Here is an 18615-nt window from a genome sequence, read left to right as displayed (position 1 = left end):
CCGCCTCACAGCGGCGCGTGGTCGATCCGCGGCAGCACGTGCCGTGCGAACAGGTCCGCCTCCGCCGCGTGCGGATAGCCCGACAGGATGAAAGCGTCGATGCCCATGTCGCGGTACGTCTGCAGCTTGGCGAGCACCTGGTCGGGATCGCCGACGATCGCGGCACCGCAGCCCGAGCGCGCGCGGCCGACGCCGGTCCACAGATTCTCCTCGGCGTAACCGTCGTCCGACGCGCCTTCGCGCAGCGCCGCCTGCGCGGCGACGCCCATCGAGGTCGCGTCGAGCGACTTGGCGCGGATCTGCGCGCCCTCCGCCGCGTCGAGTTTCGAGAGCAGGCGGTCGGCGTAGGCGCGCGCCTCGCTCTCCGTTTCGCGGACGATCACGTGCGCGCGGTAACCGAACCGGAGCGTGCGGCCGTACTTGGCGGCGCGGTCGGTCATGTCGGCGATGATCTCCGCCACCTTGTCCTTGGTGTCGGGCCACATCAGGTAGACGTCACAGGCGCGCGCGGCGGCGTCGCGCGCGTCGGGCGACAGGCCGCCGAAGTAGAGCGGCGGCGCTTTCCCTGAAAAGGTCTTCACGCCCGCAGGATCGAGGTCGAGGTTCCAGAACTCGCCCTGATGGCTCAGGTGCTCGCCGGTCAGCAGCGTCTTGAGGATCTGCATCGCCTCGACGGTGCGCTGGTAGCGCGGCGCGGAGGCGAGCTTCTCGCCTGGCAGGTCGGAGGAGATGATGTTGATCTTGAGCCGGCCACGCGCGATCTGGTCGATCGTCGCGATCTGCCGCGCGAGCTGCGGCGGCCAGCTCTCCCCGACGCGCACCGCCATCAGCAGGTGGATGTTGCGGGTGAGCGTCGCGACCGCGGCGGCGAAGGCGGTGGTGTCGATGCCGAGCGCGTAGCCCGAGGGAAGCAGGATGTTGTCGAACCCGCCGGTCTCCGCCTGCTGCACGATGTCGCGGCAATGCTCCCACGACGATTTCAGCTTCGGGTCGGGCACGCCCAGGAACTCGTAGTCATCGTCGCACAAAGCCGAGAACCACGAAATCTCGCACGGTCCACGCGTGGAATCGCTCACAATCCTCTCCCCTCTCGTTCGTTGTCGTGTGTCGGTTACGGCAGCCGCTCGCCGCGTGCGGCGACCAGCACGTCGTACCAGTCCTGGCGCGTCCAGCTGACCTTGAAGGCGTCGGCCAGCTCGGCGATGCGCCCGATGTTCTGCGTGCCGACGATCGGGATGATCCGCGCCGGGTGCGCCATGATCCAGCTGTAGGTCGCGGCCGCGCGGCTGACGCCGAAGCGCGTCGCAACCGTATCGAGCACGTCGGCCACCGCCTGCTCGCGCGGGTTGCTCGGCGTGCCGATCCGCCCGCCGCCGAGCGGCGACCAGGCGAGCACCGCCAGTTCCATCTCCATCGCCTGGTCGATCAGCCCGTTGGTCAGCGGATCGAGGAACAGCGGCGAGAATTCGGGCTGCTGCGAGGCGAGCGGCACCGACAGGAACGAGGCGAGCGCGCGCGTCTGGTCAGGCGTGTAGTTCGACACGCCGACCGCGCGGACCTTGCCCGAGGACACCATGTCGTCGAGCGCGCGGGCGACCTCCTGCGGGTGCGCGAGGATGTCGGGGCGGTGGACCTGGTAGAGATCGACCGAGTCGACCTTCATGCGGCGCAGCGAATCATCGAGCGCCTTGATCAGATAGGCGGTGCTCGAGTCGTAGGGCACCGGCGGGGTGATCCCGCCCTTGGTGGCGAGCACCATGCGGTCGCGTAAGCCCGGCGACTCGGCGAACACCTCACCCAGCAGCGACTCGGCGTCGCCGAAGCCGCTGCTACCGTCGAAGCCGTAGATGTCGGCGGTGTCGAACAGCGTGACGCCGGCGTCGAACGCCGCCTCGATCAGCGCGCGCCCTTCTGCCGCGGAGACGCCGGCGAAGCGCCACATCCCCCAGGCGATCGGGCTGACAGACAATCCGCTCTTGCCGAGGGGACGTGGTTCGGGCGATAGAGTGATTTCAGACATCGTTGTCATAAGTACGGCGACGAGTGGAGAGGAGCAAGGGCTTTGGCAGGGGAAGTGCGTTACGGCCTGGTCGGCACCGGCATGATGGGGGTCGAGCATCTCAACAATCTGGCGATCACGCCGGGCGCGGTGGTGACCGCGATCGCCGACCCGACCGAGCGTTCGCTCGAATGGGCGAAGAAGGCGCTGGGGACCCGGGTCGAGGGCGTGCAGGCGTTCGCCTCCTCCGCCGAGCTCGCCAAGAGCGGGCTGGTCGACGCGGTGATCGTCGCCAGCCCGAACTACACCCACCGCGACGTGCTGACCCCGCTGTTCGGCGAGGGTCTGGCGATCCTGTGCGAGAAGCCGCTGGCGACGACGATCGAGGACGCACGCTGGGTGGTCGAGCAGGCGGAGGCGAGCGCGCGGCCATTCTGGACCGCGATGGAATATCGCTACATGCCGCCCGCGGCCGAGTTCATCCGGCAGGTACACGGCGGGCGTGTCGGCGCGCTCAAGATGCTGTCGATCCGCGAGCACCGCTTTCCGTTCCTCGAGAAGGTCGCCGACTGGAATCGGTTCAGCGCCAACACGGGCGGCACGATGGTGGAGAAATGCTGCCACTTCTTCGACCTCATGCGCCTCATCACGCAGTCGGAGGCGGTGCGCGTCTACTGCTCGGGCGCGATGGACGTGAACCACCTCGACGAATCGTACGATGGGCGCACGCCCGATATCATCGACAACAGCTATACCACGGTCGATTTCGCCAACGGCGTGCGCGCGATGCTGGACCTGTCGATGTTCGCCGACGGCGCGACCAACCAGGAGGAGATCACGGCGGTCGGTGACGAGGCGCGGCTAGACGTGCTGATCCCCGACGGCGAGATCGTCTACTCGCCGCGCGTCGGGTTCATGAACCCCAAGCAGGTCGAACGCACGACGGTGCACGTCGACGAGACCGCGCTGAACGCGGGCAGCCACCACGGCTCGACCTTCTACGAGCATCAGCGCTTCAACGCGGCGATGCGGGGCGAAGGCGCGGTCGAGGTCACCGCGCGCGACGGGTTGATGGCGGTCGCGATCGGCACCGCGGCCGAGATCAGCGCGCGCGAGCACCGCGTCGTCGCGATGAGCGAGCTCGGGTTCTGAACACGCAAAGCGATCTTCGATGACAACGACCTAATTCTCCAGCGAGAGAATGGGTGCAAAGGGAGGGACGAACATGAAGACGATGTTGACCGTGAGCACCGCCTGGCTCGCGCTGATGGCCGTGCCGGCCGCGGCGCAGACGACGCCGCCGGAGACGACGACCGGCACCGGCAGCGCCACCACCGCCGCCGATATCGGCAGCGACACCGCCGCGGGTACCGCCGCCACCGAGCCCGGCGACATCATCGTCACCGCGCAGAAGCGTTCGGAGCGGTTGCAGGACGTGCCGATCGCCGTCTCGGTGCTGTCGGGCGACGCGATCGCGGCGAAGGGCGCTGTCAACCTGGAAGGCGCGCAGTACCTCGTCCCCACACTCAACTTCCGCAAGTCGGGCACCGCGATCAACCAGTCGCTGTTCCTGCGCGGCGTCGGCACCTCGACCTTCTCGATCGCGGGCGAGCCGTCGATCTCCACGGTCGTCGACGGCGTCGTCTACAGCCGCGCGGGCGAGGCGTTCAGCGACCTGATCGACATCGACCGGCTGGAGGTGCTGCGCGGGCCGCAGGGGACGCTGTTCGGCAAGAACACCTCGGCGGGCGTCATCAACATCGTCACCAAGCGCCCGGGCAAGGACTTCGGCGGCTTCATCGACGGCGGCTATTATTTCGGCAACGGCAACGAGTACCGCGTGCGCGGCGCGCTCGACCTGCCGCTGAGCGACGGCATCGCCGCGCGCGTGACCGGCTTCTACGGCAATTACGACGGCAACATCCGCAACGACGCGTACAATGGCAAGCGGGTGAACGGCTACGATCACTGGGGCGTGCGCGGCATGATCGTCGCCGACCCGACGCCGAACCTGACGATCACGATCATCGGCGATTACCGCGAGTCGGACGACGATTGCTGCGCAGAGGTGATCGGCACCGGTCCGACCTCGACCAACGCGACCACCGTCGCGCAGGTCAACGGCTTCATCAACGCGGGCGTGCTGCCGACGCCGCGCGGCGACAAGACTCGCCGGGCGAACCAGGACCTGATCACGCACACCGACGAGAAGAGCTGGGGCGTGTCGGGCCAGGCCGACTGGACGCTGGGCAACCAGACGATCACGTACATCGGTTCGTACCGCGAGTACGACAACACCGAGATCCGCGACGGCGACTGGTTGCCGCGCGCCTATACGACGTTCAACCAGTTGCACGATTTCGGCCCGCAGACGTCGAACACGATCACGCAGGAGTTGCGGCTGACGAGCCCGTCGGACCAGTTCTTCTCCTACGTGCTGGGCGCGTTCTACTCGCGCGCGGAGACGACGCGGACGTTCACGCGCAACGACGTGGTCTGCACCCCTGCCCCGGCCGTGCCGGTGCCGTGCTCGACCCCTGGCCTGACCGTCACCCGCCCGACCGGCACCGCGGTGTTCGGATCGGTGTTCAAGAACCTAGCCTTCTTCGGGCAGAGCACGCTCAACTTCACCGATCGGCTCCGCGGCATCGCGGGCCTGCGCTACACCACCGACCAGCTCGACGTGTTCCACAGCCGCGTCACCACGCTCGCCGGACCCGGCATCAACGGCAGCTTCGGTCCGTTCAACGGCAAGACCACCAACGACAATTGGTCGGGCAAGGCCGGGCTGCAGTTCGACATCGTGCGGCAGTCGACCGCCTACGCGACCTACTCGCGCGGGTACAAGGGACCGGCGTTCAACGTCTTCTTCAACCTGACCGGCACCGGCACCAACGCGATCGAGCCCGAGACGGCCGACAGCTACGAAGTAGGGCTGAAGAACACGCTGTTCGGCGGCAAGCTGGTCGTCAACCTCGCGGCCTATTACGCCAAGTACGACAATTTTCAGGCGAACAACCCCGACGTCGTCGCGGGCGTGCTGGTCACGCGCTTCACCAACGCCGGCACGATCTCGACGCGCGGCGGCGAGCTCGACCTGTTGTTTCAGCCGGTGCGCGACCTGTCGTTCTCGGGCGGCCTCGCCTACACCGACGCGCATATCGACCAGTTCCGCGTGCCCCCGGCCCCGCCCGGAGTCATTCCGGCGGTCATCCCCAATGGCACGACGCTCGGCTACGCGCCCAAGTGGAAGGGTTCGCTCGGCGCCGACTATCGCCTGCGCACCGGCGGCGCGGTCGATTTCGCGCTCGGGGCGCAGGGGTCGTATCAGTCGAAGCAGCTCTCGCAGCTCGACGCTAGTGAAACCGTGCGCGATCGGACCACGATCAAGGGTTACGGGCTGGTCGACGTGCAGGCAGGGATCGTCGAGGCGAACGACCGCTTCCGCGTGAACTTCCAGGTCAAGAACCTGTTCGACCAGAGCTTCGCCGCGGCGATCACCTCGGGCGGGCCGGGCGGCAGCTACCGCTACATCATTCCGCGCGAGGCGGATCGCTACTACGGCGTCAATGCCCGTGTGAACTTCTAAGCGTCGCGCCCAAGGAGAAGCCGGCGAGGTCATCCCCTCGCCGGCTTTTTCGTGTCCCCGTAACTTTGTCGGACCTTCAGTGCGCGACGATCGCGGGCGCGTCGCCGTCCTGCTCTACCGCCTCGATGCGCGGGATCAGCAGCTGGACGAAGCCGAGCGCCAGCAGGTACGAGGTCGCGCAGATCACCAGCGCGGGCGTGTAGCCGAGCCCGTTCGCCAGCGCCCAGGCCTGGAACTGGATCATCCCGATCGAGCCGAGGTTGCCGCAGAACGCCGCGATGCCGATCGTCGAGCCGACCGCGCGCGCGGGCGTCACGTCGGTCGCGAGGCCGAAGATGTTGGTCGAAAACCCCTGGTGCGCGAACAAGCCGAGCCCGAGCAGCAGCGCCGCCGACCACGGGCTGTCGACCGACATGACGAGCGGCACCGGCGTGACTAGCAGCGCGTAGAGCAGCAGCGCCGACTTGCGCGCGGCATTCACGCTCCACCCGCGCGCCATCAACCGCGCGGGCAGCACGCCGCCGCTGATCGCGCCCATCGCGGCGAGGCCGTAGGTGAGCGCGATCGGCCATCCGAGCGTACCCTGCTGCAACCCGAACAGCCGGTGGAACAGGTCGGGCAGCCACAGCAGCATGAAGAACCACACCTGATCCGACAGCACCTTGGCGATCGCGATCGCGAGCGTGCGGCGGCTGCGCAATATGTCGCCCCAGCGGATCGGCGCCGCCGCCACCGCGTCGAGCGCGACCGGCTTGACGCGCAGCGCGAACCAGACCGCGACCCAGACGAGCCCCAGCCCGCCCGCGAGCAGGAAGGCCGCCTGCCAGCCGTAGGCGACCGCGAGTGGGGGGATCAGCGCTGGGGTCAGCACCGCGCCGACGTTGGGGGCGGTGTTGCCGATGCCGAGCGCGATCTGCCGGTCGCGGTGGTTGAAATAGGTCGCGGCCGACTTGACCGCGGCGGGCGTGCCGATCGATTCGGCAACGCCCAGCACGACGCGCGCGCCGAGAAAGCCCGTCACCGTGGTCGCGACGGCGTGCGCCATACCAGCGAGGCTCCACACGCCGACGCCGATCCCGAACCCGCGCCTCAACCCCACGCGGTCGATGAACCAACCGGTGCCGAGGAATGCGAACGCGGTCGCGACCTGGAACGCGGTGCCCATGTTGGCGTAATCCTGATCCGACCAGCGGAACTCCGCCTCCAGCGTCGGCTTGAGCAATGCCAGGATCTGCCGGTCGACGTAGTTGAGCATGATGGCGACGAACACCATCGCCACGATGATCCACCGCGCGCGATTGCCCTCCCCACCTGCCGTTCCGCCGGCACCGCCGTCCACCGCCATGTCCCTCTCCCGATTTGCTTGACGACAACGTTGTCAGAGTGCGCCCGCTTAGGCTAGTCCCGTGTGCATTCTAACACTGGGATCGACGATGGCCGCTGCACGTTCTGCTACCCTGCCGATGGCGGCAGACCTGTACGGCGATCTCGAACCCAGTCCCAAGGCGACGTGGCGCGATCACGTGCCCGGCCTCGTCATCGTCGCGGCGGGAACGCTGGCGGCGGGGTTCATTTCCGACCATTACGGCGCACCGCTGACGCTGATGTCGCTGCTGATCGGGCTGGCGCTCAACTTCCTGTCCGCCGACGGGCGGTTGACCCCGGGCCTGGGGTTCGCGTCGCGCTCGCTGCTGCGCTGGGGCATCGTGCTGGTCGGGCTTCGCGTCACCTTCGGGCAGATCGTGGCGCTGGGTCCGGTCGCGCTGCTCGCCGTATTGGCGATCGTCGCGCTGACGATCGGTTGCGGCGTGCTGGTCGGGCGGCGGCTCGGCTTCGACGCAGCGTTCGGGACGCTGGCGGGCGGCGCGGTGGCGATCTGCGGCGCGAGCGCGGCGATGGCGCTGGCGACGACATTGGGCGAGCGGCGCGCGAGCCAGGCGCAGCTGACATTGGTGCTGGTCGGCATCTCGGCGCTCAGCGCGCTGGCGATGGTCACCTACCCGTTCGTCGCGCACTGGCTGCACATGAGCGACCTGAAGGCCGGCTTCCTGCTCGGCGCGTCGATCCACGACGTCGCGCAGGCGCTGGGCGCGGGCTATTCCTACTCGGATGCCGCCGGGCAGATCGCCGCGATCGTGAAGCTGACGCGCGTCGCGCTGCTAGCCCCCGTGCTCGCGATCGTCGCGATGTTCCTGCCGCGCGGTGAAACATCGGGCAAGCGGCAGGGTCTGCCGTGGTTCGTCGTCGGCTTCTTCGTGCTCGCCGGCGTCAATTCGACCGGGTTCATCCCCGCGATCGTCACCGGCACCGCCGAGCGCGTCGCCGCCGCACTGCTCGCCGCCGCGGTGACCGCAACCGCGATCCGCTCGCCCTTGTCGCAATTGCTGGAGGCAGGCCCGCGGCCGATGCTGGTGATCGCCGCCTCGACCCTGTGCGCGTTCCTGCTCGCACTCGCCGCAGCGGTGTTCCTGATCGGCTAACCGGTAGAATCGCGCACCATCAGCGCGTGCGGCAGTTCACGCTGCTCGAACGTCTCCTCGGGTGCGAGCAGCAGGTCGGCGGCGTTCCAGGCGAGGTCGCGCACCGGCTGGCGCATAGTGGTGAGCGGCGGCCAGACGTAGCTCGCCAGCGGATCGTCGCCGAATCCCGCGATCGCGACCTCAGCCGGCACCCTGACCCCGCGCCGATGCGCCGCCGCGAGCGCCCCCGCGGCCATGTCGTCCGACGCCGCGAAGATCGCGCTCGGTGGATGGGCAAGCGACAGCATCGCCTCCGCCGCGTGCGCGCCGCTGGCGAAGTCGTAGTCGCCCTGCTCGATCAGTTCGGGCTCTGGCGCGATCCCGGCTTCCGCCAGCGCACTCAGATAGCCCTCGCGCCGGTGCGCGCTGGTCGCGAAGTCGCGCTGACCGACGATGTGGCCAATACGGCGGTGCCCGCGTGCGAGCAGGTGGCGCGTCACCTCGGCCGCGGCGGCGCGGTTGTCGATGAACACCGCCGCGCTCGCCTCCGGCCGGCGTCCGGGCGAGACGCGGACGACGCGCACGCCGCGCTGTTTCAGATAATCGAGCACGTCGTCGTGGTCGCTGACCGGCGGGGTCAGGATCAGGCCGTCGAGGTGGCTGGTCGCGACGAGCGCCTCGACCTCCTCGAGCAGCCTACCCGAGTTGCGGTCGTAGGGTTGCGCGATCATGCGCACGCCATCGGCCTCGCAGCGGTCGCGGATACCGGTCTGCATCGCGTAGACGTAGGCGGGACTGGGATTGTCGCAGATCAGCCCGATCTGGAAACTGCGCCGCCCCGCGAGCGAGCGCGCGGCGAGGCTGGGCCGAAAGTTGAGCGCGCGTACCGCCTCCTCGACCTTCTCGCGCGTGGCGGCCCCGACGTAGCGTTCGTTGTTGAGCACGCGGCTGACCGTCTTGATCGACACGCCCGCGCGTTCCGACACATCCTTGATCGTCGAGCGCAACTGTGTCCCTCCCCGCACTTGCCCTAGTGCACAAGTGGCGGCGGCGCGACAACCGCCGCGTTACTCCGTGGGCGGCAGCGCCTGCTCGACCTGCGGCGCGAGGCAATCGGCGATCCGATCCACCCCGCGCGCGTTGGGGTGGACGCGGTCCCCTTGCATCAGCGCGGGATTGCCGATCACGCCGTCGAGGATGAAGGGGTAGAGCGTCTCGTCGTAGCGCTTCGCCAGGTCGGGCCAGATCGCGTCGAAGGCGTTCACGTAGTCGCGCCCGAGATTGGCCGGCGCGCGCATGCCGGTCAGCAGCACGGGCAGATCGCGGCTGCGCAGCTCCTCCACCATCGCGGTCAGGTTGGCGCGCGTCTCCGCGGGGGAAATCTGCCGCAGCACGTCGTTGCCGCCGAGCCCCAGCATCACGAGGTCGGGCTGGCGCTTCATCTGGTCGAGCACGAAGGCGAGCCGCTGCCGCCCCGCCGCGGTGGTGTCGCCCGATACGCCCGCGTTGACGAGCGTCGCGTTGACGCCCGCCCGGCGCAGCCGCGCCTGGACCGCGTCGGGCAGGCTCTGCCCGCGGTCGAGCCCGTAGCCCGCGTACAGGCTGTCGCCGAACGCGAGCACCACGCGCTCGGGTCCGCGCGGACGCGCGACCTCGGCAATCGGCGCGGGCGTCGCCATATTGTCGGTCGCGGGCACCGGCGCGGCGTCTTGACGGCTGCAGCCGACGACCAGCATGGCGGGCAGCAGCACGCCCGCGATGCTGCGCGTCAGTCCTATTCGGGTAAGCAAAGGCGTTTCCTCATCATGACCGACACTGGCCTGCCCCAAATGGTGATCGACGCGCGCGATGTCACCTTGACGCTGGGCGACACGCCCGTGCTGCGCGGCATCTCCTTGAGCGTCGCGCGCGGCGAGAGCGTCGCGCTGCTGGGCAGTTCGGGATCGGGCAAGTCGTCGCTGATGGCGGTGCTGACCGGGCTGGAGCGCGCGAGCGGCGGGCGCGTGATCGTCGACGGACTCGATTTCACGACGTTGGGCGAGGACGCGCTGGCGCGGGCGCGGCGCGGGCGGATCGGCATCGTGCTGCAGGCGTTCCACCTGCTGCCAACGATGACCGCGCGCGAGAATGTCGCGGTGCCGCTCGAACTCGCCGGCGTGACGGACGCCTGGTCGCGCGCGGGCGAGGAACTCGCCGCGGTCGGCCTCGCGCACCGGATGGATCATTATCCGTCGCAGATGTCGGGCGGCGAGCAGCAGCGCGTGGCGATCGCGCGCGCGCTGGCCTCGCGTCCTCCGATCGTCTTCGCCGACGAGCCGACCGGCAATCTCGACACCGCGACCGGCGAGCGCGTGATGGACCTGTTGTTCGCGCGGCAAGGGGCGCTGGGCACCACCCTGATCGTCATCACGCACGACCACGCGCTCGCCGCGCGCTGCGACCGGACGGTGACGCTCGCCGACGGGCAGGTGCGATGACCGGCTCGCGCTTCGCCTGGGCGGTCGCGCTGCGCGAGCTCGACTGGCGATTCCGTGGGCTGCGCATCCTGGTCGCCTGCCTGTTCCTGGGCGTCGCGGCGCTGGCCGCGATCGGTGGGCTGGCGAGCGCGGTCGGCGACGAGCTGGCGGCGCGCGGGGCGACGATCCTGGGCGGGGACGTCGAGCTGTCGGTGTCGCAGCGCCGCGCGACCGCGGCCGAGCGCGCGATGTTGGACGCCGCGGGCCGCGTGTCGGAGACGATCCGGATGCAGGCAAATGCGGTGACCGCGCGCCGCGGCGCGCCGATCCAGTTGAAGGCGGTGGACGACGCCTACCCGCTGTACGGTGTCGTGCGCCTGTCCAATGGCCGCCGCGCGACGCACCCGCCCGCGGGCGCGGCGTGGATCGCGCCGGCGCTCGCCGCGCGGCTCGGCCTCGCGCGCGGGGCGGCGCTGCGGCTGGGCGACGCCCGCGTGCGCGTCGACGGCATCATCGCCGACGAGCCCGACCGGCTGGGCGAAGGCTTCACGCTCGGCCCCGTCGTGCTCGTGTCGGGCGACACGCTGGCGCGGACGGGGCTGGTCCAGCCCGGCAGCCTGTACGACACGCGCTACCGCGTGCGCCTGCCCGCCGGTACGAGCCCGGCGCGCGTGACCGAGCGGTTCCAGCGCGCCTTTCCCGCCGGCGGGTGGGAGGCGAAGACGCGCGACCGTGCCTCGCCCGGCGCGTCGCGCTTCGTCGATCGCATGGGCGAGTTCCTGACGCTGGTGGGGCTCGCGGCGCTGGCGATCGCGGGCATCGGCGTCGGCAACGGCGTGTCGTCGTTCCTGGCCGCGCGGCGCGGCAGCATCGCGACGCTGAAGGCGCTGGGCGCGACCGGCGGCGATATCGCGCGGATCTACGCGGTCGAGATCGGCGTCGCCACCGCGATCGGCATCGGCGCGGGGTTGGCGGTGGGCGCGGTCGCGATCCCGCTGCTCGCGGAACTGCTCGGGCGCGTGCTGCCGATCGCGGTCGGGCTGGCGGTGTCGCCGTGGCCGTTCGGGCGCGCCGCGGCGTACGGCGCGCTCATTGCGGTCGCCTTCGCCGCGCCACCGATCGCGGCGGCCAGCGCGACGCCCGCGGCGGGGCTACTGCGCGGCGCGCTGGCCCCGCTGCGCGCGGCATCGTGGCGCGCGCGCGCCATTGCGTTGGCGGCGGGTGGCGCGGCGGTGGCGCTCGCGATCCTGAGTTCGGCGCAGCCGGGGCTGGCGGCGGCGTTCCTGGGTTCGCTCGCGGCCGCGCTGCTGCTGCTCGCAGGTCTCGGGCGGCTGGTGCGCGTCGCCGCGCGCCGCCTGCCCGCGCCGCGCCGTCCCCTGCCGCGCCTGGCGCTCACCGCGCTGCACCGGCCGGGTGCGCGGACCGAGGCGCTGGTGGTGGCGCTCGGGCTCGGGCTCACCTTGTTCGTGCTGCTGACCGCGATCCGCACCAGCATCGACGCCGCGATCACGACGACGATCCCCGCGCGCGCGCCGGCCCTGTTCGTGCTCGACGTGCCGCGCGACCGCGCGGCCGAGTTCCGCCGCGTCGTCGCATCGGTCGCGCCCACCGCGCAGGTCCGCACCGTGCCGCTGCTGCGCGGCACGATCACCGCCTACGGCAGCACCCGCGTCGCCGACCTGAAGCAGTTGCCCGAAGGCGCCTGGGCGCTGCGCGGCGAGCGCGGGCTGACCTACGCCGACACGCTGCCGGAGGGGAGCACGCTGGTCGCGGGGCGGTGGTGGCCGCGCGATTATGCCGGACCGCCGCTGGTGTCGGTCGACGAGCGGCTGGCGAAGGCGCTCGACCTCAAGATCGGCGATCCGCTGACGGTCAGCCTGCTGGGGGTCGAGCGCACCGCACGCGTTGCCTCGTTCCGGCGCATTCAGTGGGACACGCTGGGGTTCAATTTCGTGCTGGTGTTCTCACCCGGCACGCTGAGCGACGCGCCGCACAATCTCGCGGCGACGATCGAGGCACCGGCAGGGCGCGAGGGCGCGATCACCGCGGCGTTGCTCGCGCCCTTCCCGTCCGCCTCGGCGGTCGAAGTGCGCGGCGTCCTGTCGCAGGTGCGCGACCTGGTCGGTCAGGTCGCGCTCGCGATCGCGGCGGCGGCAGGCGTCGCGGTGGCGGCGGGCATAGCGGTTCTGGTCGGCGCGATCGCCGCCGCGCGCGAGGCGCGCACCTACGACGCGGTGATCCTGCGGACGCTGGGCGCGACGCGGGCGCAGTTGATCGCGGCGCAGTTGATCGAATACACGCTGCTGGGCGTGGTGGTCGCGGGACTGGCGCTGCTGCTGGGACTGTCAGGCGCGTGGTACGTGGTGACGCAGATGTTCGACTTCCCCTGGGCACCCGACCCGCTCGCGGTCGCGCTGACGCTGGTCGCGGGGCTCGGCAGCACGATCGTGATCGGCATCGCGGGGGCGTGGCCGATCATGCACGTGCGGCCGGCGCAGGCACTGCGCGCGATCTGATTGGGCGAGTGGTGAGCGATGGATAGTTCCTGGGGTGCCGGCGCGCGCGCGACGCCGAGCGGCACGCGCGACGAGCGCGAGCAGCAGCGCACCGAGGCGCGCGAGCGCCGCGCCGCCGAGCGGATCGCCGCCGCGGAGGCGCGGACCGAGGCGCGCGCCGCCGCGCGCGACGCGCAGTCGCACGAGCGCGAGCGAATGCGTGCTTCCAGGCGCGCTGAGGAGGAACAGCGCCGCGCTGCCGCCGCCGACGCGCGCGACGCCCGGCCCAAGCGGCGGAGCAGCACCGGCTCGCTCGCGCGCACCGGCCACGCGACCGAGGAGCGCGACACGCGCCATTACGCGACCGAGCTCGACCTCGATCGCCTGCGCCTGCTCCATCGCCGCGGCGCGTCGCCGGCCGCGCTCGCGCACGCGTTCAAGATCAGCGAGGACGAGGTCGCCGCCGCGCTGGCGGATTGAGCCGCGTCAGCTCGTACCGGCGAGCGAATCGAGCGCAGCGGCGATCCGCACGCGCGTCGCGGTGTCGCGCGTCGTCTCCAGCATCGCGCCCAGGCTGGCGCGCGCGGCGGCCACGTCGCCGTTCATCAGCGACAGCCGCGCGTGTTCCCACCAGACGTGCGGGTTGGACGGCGCGATCGTGGTCATGCGCGCGAACAGCACCAGCGCGCGGGCGGCATTTCCGGCGCGCTCGGCGCGGGTCGCCTGGTTGATCAGCAGGCGGACCAGCACGTCGCGGTTCGCCATCGCGGCGACGTGATCGGCGCGCGGCACCGTGCCCGCGCCCAGCATGCCCGCGAGCAGCGCCGACAGCCCCGCCTGGCTCATCTCCTGCCCGTCGTTGAACGGATCGATCAGCACCGGGCTGGTCGGCGCCCCGATCTGCGCCAGCACGTGGCCAGGCGTGTTGAGCACCTCCGCGCTCCACCCGACGCGCCGCGCGGCCGCGACGTAGAGGATCGCCAGGCTGATCGGCATCCCACGCCGTCGGTCGATGACGCGGATCAGGTCGGCGTTGTCGGGATCGTCGTAATGGTCGCGGTCGCCGGAGAAGCCGAACTCCCGCGTGAGCACGGCCGAGAGCACCGCCGCCTGCGCGCTCGCGGTCGGGGCCTCGTCGGCGAGCGCGGCGACGTGCTCGGTGATCGTGGTCAACAGCGCGACGTAAGGCTCGAGATCAACCGCCGGATGGTCGAGCGCGGCGAGCTCCAGCGCGGCAGCGTCGAGCTGGATCGTATCGTCCTCGACCAATCCCATTTGTACGATGGCAGCGTCCATCCGCGAACGACGGCCACGGCGCGCGATGGTTCCCGCCCGTGGTCCTCGCCGGAACAGAATGGCAACTCCGCGCGTCTGAGGCGGCGGGCAAGCTGCAAGCGTGCGTGTCCCATGGAAGCACCAGCGTGAAGATCACCACCTTCAACGTCAACGGCGTCAACGGCCGATTACCGGTGCTGCTGCGCTGGCTGGCTGAGGCCGCGCCCGACGTGGTGTGCCTGCAGGAGTTGAAGGCGCCGCCCGGCAAGTTCCCGGCGACAGCGCTGCGCGAGGCCGGGTACCAGGCGGCGTGGCTCGGCCAGCCGCGCTGGAACGGCGTCGCCATCCTCAGCCGGGTCGGCGAGATCCACGAGACGCAGCGGGGGCTACCCGACGATCCCGACCCGACGCAGAGCCGCTACATCGAGGCGGCGGTCGGCGGCGTGATCGTCGCGGGCCTGTACCTGCCGAACGGCAATCCGCGCCCCGGCGCCAGGTTCGACTACAAGCTCGCGTGGTTCGAGGCGTTGATCGCGCGCGCGGCGATGCTGATGGAGAGTGGCGCACCTGTCGTGCTCGCGGGTGACTTCAACGTGATCCCGACCGAGCACGACGTGTACGACGCGCGGCGATGGACGAATGACGCGCTGTTCGCGCCCGAGGTCCGCGCCGCCTTCGCGCGGCTGTTGGCGCAGGGGTGGACCGACGCGCTCCGGCACCTGTACCCGGAGAATGCGCCGTACACCTTCTGGGACTACCTGCGCCACGCCTGGACGCGCGATGCCGGGTTGCGGATCGACCACCTGCTGCTCAGCCCTGCCTTGGCGGCGCGGCTGAGCGACACGGGCGTCGACCGCGAGGTGCGCGGGTGGGACAGAGCGAGCGACCACGCGCCGGTGTGGATCGACCTGGCGGACGCCTGATTTCTGATGCCCGTGCCGATGTCCGACCGCGAAGTCGTCGCCCTCGCCACCCGCACCGCCGCCGCGTTCCGCGCGGGGTCGCGGGGCAGCGCGCGCGCGGGCTACTCGGTGTACGTCATCCTGCTGCACAATCCGGCGCGGCGCCTGCAGTGGGGCCTCTACGTCGGACAGACCGCGCGCGATCCCGACTGGCGCTTCGACCAGCACAAGGCGGGGTACAAGGCGAGCGGCGCGGTGAAGCGTTTCGGCGTGCAGCTGTTGCCCGACGTGACGGCGCACCTGAACCCGATGGAGCGATGGGAGTCGATCGAGCTGGAGGAAGCGCTCGCCGCGGCGTTCCGCGCCGCCGGGATCGGCTGGGTCGAGGGCGGGCATTAGCCGCGCATCACGCCGCAACATTGCGATTGATTTGCAATAGCGCGCCCGCTATGGCGGCCGGGAACGGTGCGCCGAGGGCGCGTGACGGAGCGAACAGATGACGCGGACACCCATGCCGATCGCCGGAACAGCGCGGTGACCGCCCTCGCGCTCCTCGCCGTCGCCGCGGCGATGCTGCTGGTCCGGATCGGCTGGCAGGGACCGCGCGGCGTCGCCCCGCTCGGCTGGGCGCTGGGCACGGCTGCGCTGATCGCGCTCGTCGTTCGGGACGGCGCCTGGGGATTGTCGGTCGGGATCGTGGCCGGGATGGCGGTGGCGCTCGGCTTCGTGCTGCACGCCGGCTGGACCTCGCCGGTCCGCCGCGCACGCGCGCCGCGCGAGGCGCCCGCGATCTCGATCCCGCATCACCGCCGCGACCTGATGCGCCGCCTCGCGGTGTTCGCGCTGTCGGTGCCGGTCGCCTTCGCCGCCGCGCAGTGGCTCGCCTTCGGCGTGCAGGCGGCGGTGCGCGGCGGCGCAGCGCTCGACGGAGACGCGGTGGTACTGACCTTGTTCCTGCAACCGGTGATCTGGACCGCGCTGCTGACGGTGCAGCTCACCCGCGCGCAGCCGTCGCAGATGATGGCGGCGCCGCTGATCGCCGCGGTCGCGGGCACGATGCTGTGGGGCGCGGCGTGAGCGCACCGCCCGTCTCGGCGCGCGATACATTGGTCAAGCGCGCGCTGGGCGGCCACGCCGCGATCGGGCTGCTCGCCAGCGCGCTGATCTACATCATCTGCCTGAGCGGCACGCTGATCGTGATCCACGACCGCTGGCAGCGCTGGGAACAGCCCGACGTGCCGGAAATGACCGCGCTGTCGCCCGCCGCGGTGCAGACCGCGATCTCCGCGGCGCTGGCGCGCGAGGCGGGGAAGCCTGCAACCACGCACCTCTACGTCCGGTTGCCGAGCGCCGAGATGCCGCGCGCCACCGTCACCACCGACTCGGGCGGCTGGTACGTCGACGCGAGCGGGCGGATCGCGGCGCGCGAGGCGCATGGCTGGACCGACTTCATGGTGGCGATGCACGAGTATCTGCACCTGCCGATGACCTGGGGCATGATCCTGGTCGGCGCGCTCGGCGTGATGCTGTGCGCACTGGTGACAACGGGCGTGCTGGCGCACCCGCGCATCGTGCGCGACGCCTTCTCGCTGCGCACCCGCCACGACCCGCAGCTCGCGCGCGCCGACTGGCACAACCGGCTGGGCGTGTGGACGCTGCCGTTCGTGCTCGCGGTCGCGCTGACCGGCGCGTTCATCGGGCTGGGCAGCGTCGGCACGACGATGCTCGCAAAGGCGTACACCGGCGGCGACCTGCTCAAGGTATACGCCAACATCTTCGGCCACGAGCCGCCGTCCAACCCCGCCCGCGCGCCAATCGCCGACGCGGCCGCAGCGATGCGAACGCTTGAGGCGCGCGTGCCGGGTGCCGCGCCCACCTACGTCATCGTCCACGAGCCGCTGACTGCGGGGCAGCACGTCCAGATCCTGGTCGCGCATCCGCGCCGGCTGATCTACGGCGAGAGCTACTTCTTCGACCGTACTGGAGCGTTCCATTCCAAGGCCGGTCTATCGGACGGCGCGATCGGCCAGCAGGTCGCGGCCTCGTCGTACAATCTGCACTTCGGCAATTTCGCCGGCCTGCCGGTCGAGATCGCCTACATGCTGATGGGGCTGGCGCTCTGCGCGATCACCGCCACCGGCAACAGCCTGTGGCTCGAAAAGCGTCGTCGACGCGGCTTGGGTGGCGAGCGGCTGCGCGCAGGCTGGAACATGACGGTTTGGGGAACGGCGACGCTGATGGTCTGGGCGATCTGGGCGCGCGCGCTGCTGGGCACGGAGGCGCCGCTCGCGCTCGGTTTCTTGAGTGCCTTCGCCGCCGCGGTTCTGGTTGCCGTCCTCTACCCGCGCGTGGCGGATGCGACGGCGCTGCGGCGGGTCTGCGCGGGCTCGATCCTGTTGACCGCGATCGGACACCTCGCGCTCGTGCGGCCGGCGATCGCCGAGCCAGTCGTGATCGACCTGATCGCGATCGGGCTGTCGGTGCCGCTGCTGCTGTGGAGCGTGCGCGCGCGTGGCGGTCGGGAACGCGCCGGCCTCAACGCCGACCCGACGCCCGCCTGATCCTTACGCCTCGGCCGCGTTCTCGCGCTGATCCTGGGGATGGTGCGGCGTCAGGATCAGCGTGCGGCCCTCGACCCGCCAGCTTTTCAGCCGCGACAGGAAGTTCATGCCGAGCACGTCGATGTTGCCGAACGCGGGCGACACGACCACGGCGAGGTCACGGGCGACGACGTTGCCGAAGCGCAGTTCCTTCACTTCCCCCGTGTCGGCGCGGATCGCGCCGTTGGCGGTCTGCAGTACGACCGGGAACAGCGCGGGCTTCACCTCGACCCCGGCGGCGGCGGCCGTATTTGGGGAGAGCGCGGTGATCGTCGCGCCGCTGTCGACGAGCAGCCTTTTCTCCACGCCGCCGATCCGCGCCCGCACGTAGAAGTGACCGTCGGGCGACATGCGGATGCGCGTTTCCTCGCCCGCGACCTGCTGGCTCTCGATGTTGAGCGCCGCCGCGACGCGCCCCATCCACGGATCGAACCGCTCGCGCTGCGCGACCACCATGTAGAGCAGCGTCGCCAGCCCCGCCCAGACCGCGAGGGACACCAATGTGCGCAGCACTGGCACACGCCGCGCGATCACCGAGGCGACCAGCAGTACGCCGATCAGAATGTAGAAGTGGGTGTTGCCCGCGAAGTCGGTCGTCATCGTGACCGGGATATAGGAAGCCGCACCACCTCACCCAATGGTCCGGCAGGCTGGCGGAGTGCGGTTGCCCACGCTATGTCGGCACGCGATGACGCCGCATCCTATCATGCGAACTAGCACCGCCCCGGCGAACCCGGGGTCCGGCGACGCGCGCGCCTGACCGGCGCCGGGTCGCTCCACGACGCGCCGCCCCTTCCCGCCGGCGCGCCGTCGCCATAAGCGGTAAACGACCAATCCTCA

At 70.7% G+C, this 18615-nt stretch carries 17 protein-coding genes; 10 read left to right on the top strand and 7 right to left on the bottom strand.

Annotation, left to right across the window (positions count from 1 at the left end; genetic code table 11):
* Positions 1-5: 5 nt before the first annotated feature.
* Together ACFDS6_RS08190 and ACFDS6_RS08185 are read right to left on the bottom strand one after the other, a co-directional pair.
* Complete coding sequence (locus tag ACFDS6_RS08190; RefSeq protein ID WP_375271650.1) at positions 6-1076, bottom strand: LLM class flavin-dependent oxidoreductase; 1071 nt, start codon at positions 1074-1076, stop codon at positions 6-8.
* 35 nt (positions 1077-1111) lie between these two features.
* Positions 1112-2020 (bottom strand): aldo/keto reductase family oxidoreductase, encoded by a 909-nt coding sequence (locus ACFDS6_RS08185; protein ID WP_375271649.1) that lies wholly within the window; start codon positions 2018-2020, stop codon positions 1112-1114.
* A gap of 54 nt (positions 2021-2074) precedes the next feature.
* Between ACFDS6_RS08185 and ACFDS6_RS08180 the strand changes: the two genes are divergently transcribed.
* Together ACFDS6_RS08180 and ACFDS6_RS08175 are read left to right on the top strand one after the other, a co-directional pair.
* Complete coding sequence (locus ACFDS6_RS08180; RefSeq protein WP_375271666.1) at positions 2075-3151, top strand: Gfo/Idh/MocA family protein; 1077 nt, start codon at positions 2075-2077, stop codon at positions 3149-3151.
* A 73-nt stretch (positions 3152-3224) separates the two neighbouring features.
* Positions 3225-5588, top strand: coding sequence for a TonB-dependent receptor (locus ACFDS6_RS08175; RefSeq protein ID WP_375271648.1), 2364 nt, complete (start codon positions 3225-3227; stop codon positions 5586-5588).
* Positions 5589-5664: 76 nt separating this feature from the next.
* On the opposite strand, the gene ACFDS6_RS08170 is transcribed toward ACFDS6_RS08175, so the two are convergent.
* On the bottom strand, positions 5665-6933 hold the full coding sequence (locus tag ACFDS6_RS08170) for an MFS transporter (RefSeq protein WP_375271647.1): 1269 nt from the start codon (positions 6931-6933) through the stop codon (positions 5665-5667).
* 118 nt (positions 6934-7051) lie between these two features.
* Here ACFDS6_RS08170 and ACFDS6_RS08165 point away from each other — a divergent pair, with 118 nt between their 5' ends.
* Entirely contained in the window at positions 7052-8068 is a 1017-nt protein-coding gene (locus ACFDS6_RS08165; protein WP_375271665.1) for a YeiH family protein, read from the top strand.
* On the opposite strand, the gene ACFDS6_RS08160 is transcribed toward ACFDS6_RS08165, so the two are convergent.
* Positions 8065-9054 (bottom strand): LacI family DNA-binding transcriptional regulator, encoded by a 990-nt coding sequence (locus ACFDS6_RS08160; protein WP_375271646.1) that lies wholly within the window; start codon positions 9052-9054, stop codon positions 8065-8067. The genes ACFDS6_RS08165 and ACFDS6_RS08160 overlap by 4 nt on opposite strands.
* Before the next feature lie 60 nt (positions 9055-9114).
* Positions 9115-9837, bottom strand: coding sequence for an arylesterase (locus ACFDS6_RS08155; protein WP_375271645.1), 723 nt, complete (start codon positions 9835-9837; stop codon positions 9115-9117).
* Positions 9838-9852: 15 nt separating this feature from the next.
* Here ACFDS6_RS08155 and ACFDS6_RS08150 point away from each other — a divergent pair, with 15 nt between their 5' ends.
* The 3 genes from ACFDS6_RS08150 to ACFDS6_RS08140 are packed head-to-tail and all read left to right on the top strand — an operon-like array spanning position 9853 to position 13478.
* Positions 9853-10524, top strand: coding sequence for an ABC transporter ATP-binding protein (locus tag ACFDS6_RS08150; protein WP_375271644.1), 672 nt, complete (start codon positions 9853-9855; stop codon positions 10522-10524).
* The gene (locus ACFDS6_RS08145; RefSeq protein ID WP_375271643.1) at positions 10521-13019 is read left to right on the top strand and encodes an ABC transporter permease; all 2499 of its coding nucleotides are present in this window, start codon (positions 10521-10523) and stop codon (positions 13017-13019) included. The genes ACFDS6_RS08150 and ACFDS6_RS08145 overlap by 4 nt, the downstream gene beginning before the upstream one ends.
* Before the next feature lie 18 nt (positions 13020-13037).
* Positions 13038-13478 (top strand): hypothetical protein, encoded by a 441-nt coding sequence (locus ACFDS6_RS08140; RefSeq protein WP_375271642.1) that lies wholly within the window; start codon positions 13038-13040, stop codon positions 13476-13478.
* A 6-nt stretch (positions 13479-13484) separates the two neighbouring features.
* Here ACFDS6_RS08140 and ACFDS6_RS08135 read toward each other — a convergent pair whose 3' ends face one another.
* Entirely contained in the window at positions 13485-14294 is an 810-nt protein-coding gene (locus tag ACFDS6_RS08135) for a SirB1 family protein (RefSeq protein ID WP_375271641.1), read from the bottom strand.
* Positions 14295-14419: 125 nt separating this feature from the next.
* Here ACFDS6_RS08135 and ACFDS6_RS08130 point away from each other — a divergent pair, with 125 nt between their 5' ends.
* The 4 genes from ACFDS6_RS08130 to ACFDS6_RS08115 all read left to right on the top strand — a co-directional run bounded on the left by ACFDS6_RS08130 (position 14420) and on the right by ACFDS6_RS08115 (position 17736).
* Positions 14420-15196, top strand: a complete 777-nt coding sequence (locus ACFDS6_RS08130) for an exodeoxyribonuclease III (protein WP_375271640.1) — start codon at positions 14420-14422, stop codon at positions 15194-15196.
* An 18-nt stretch (positions 15197-15214) separates the two neighbouring features.
* Positions 15215-15574 carry a hypothetical protein gene (locus ACFDS6_RS08125; RefSeq protein WP_375271639.1) on the top strand — a complete coding sequence of 120 codons (360 nt, stop codon included), beginning with the start codon at positions 15215-15217 and terminating at the stop codon, positions 15572-15574.
* 135 nt (positions 15575-15709) lie between these two features.
* Complete coding sequence (locus ACFDS6_RS08120; RefSeq protein ID WP_375271638.1) at positions 15710-16252, top strand: hypothetical protein; 543 nt, start codon at positions 15710-15712, stop codon at positions 16250-16252.
* On the top strand, positions 16249-17736 hold the full coding sequence (locus ACFDS6_RS08115; protein ID WP_375271637.1) for a PepSY-associated TM helix domain-containing protein: 1488 nt from the start codon (positions 16249-16251) through the stop codon (positions 17734-17736). The genes ACFDS6_RS08120 and ACFDS6_RS08115 overlap by 4 nt, the downstream gene beginning before the upstream one ends.
* A 3-nt stretch (positions 17737-17739) precedes the next feature.
* Here the strand turns inward: ACFDS6_RS08115 and ACFDS6_RS08110 are convergent, their stop codons facing one another.
* Positions 17740-18375, bottom strand: a complete 636-nt coding sequence (locus ACFDS6_RS08110) for a TIGR02281 family clan AA aspartic protease (RefSeq protein ID WP_375271636.1) — start codon at positions 18373-18375, stop codon at positions 17740-17742.
* Positions 18376-18615 lie beyond the last annotated feature (240 nt).

It is taken from the genome of Sphingomonas sp., assembly GCF_042095875.1.
Classification (GTDB): domain Bacteria; phylum Pseudomonadota; class Alphaproteobacteria; order Sphingomonadales; family Sphingomonadaceae; genus Sphingomonas.
This window is presented reverse-complemented; position numbering and strand designations above follow the sequence as displayed.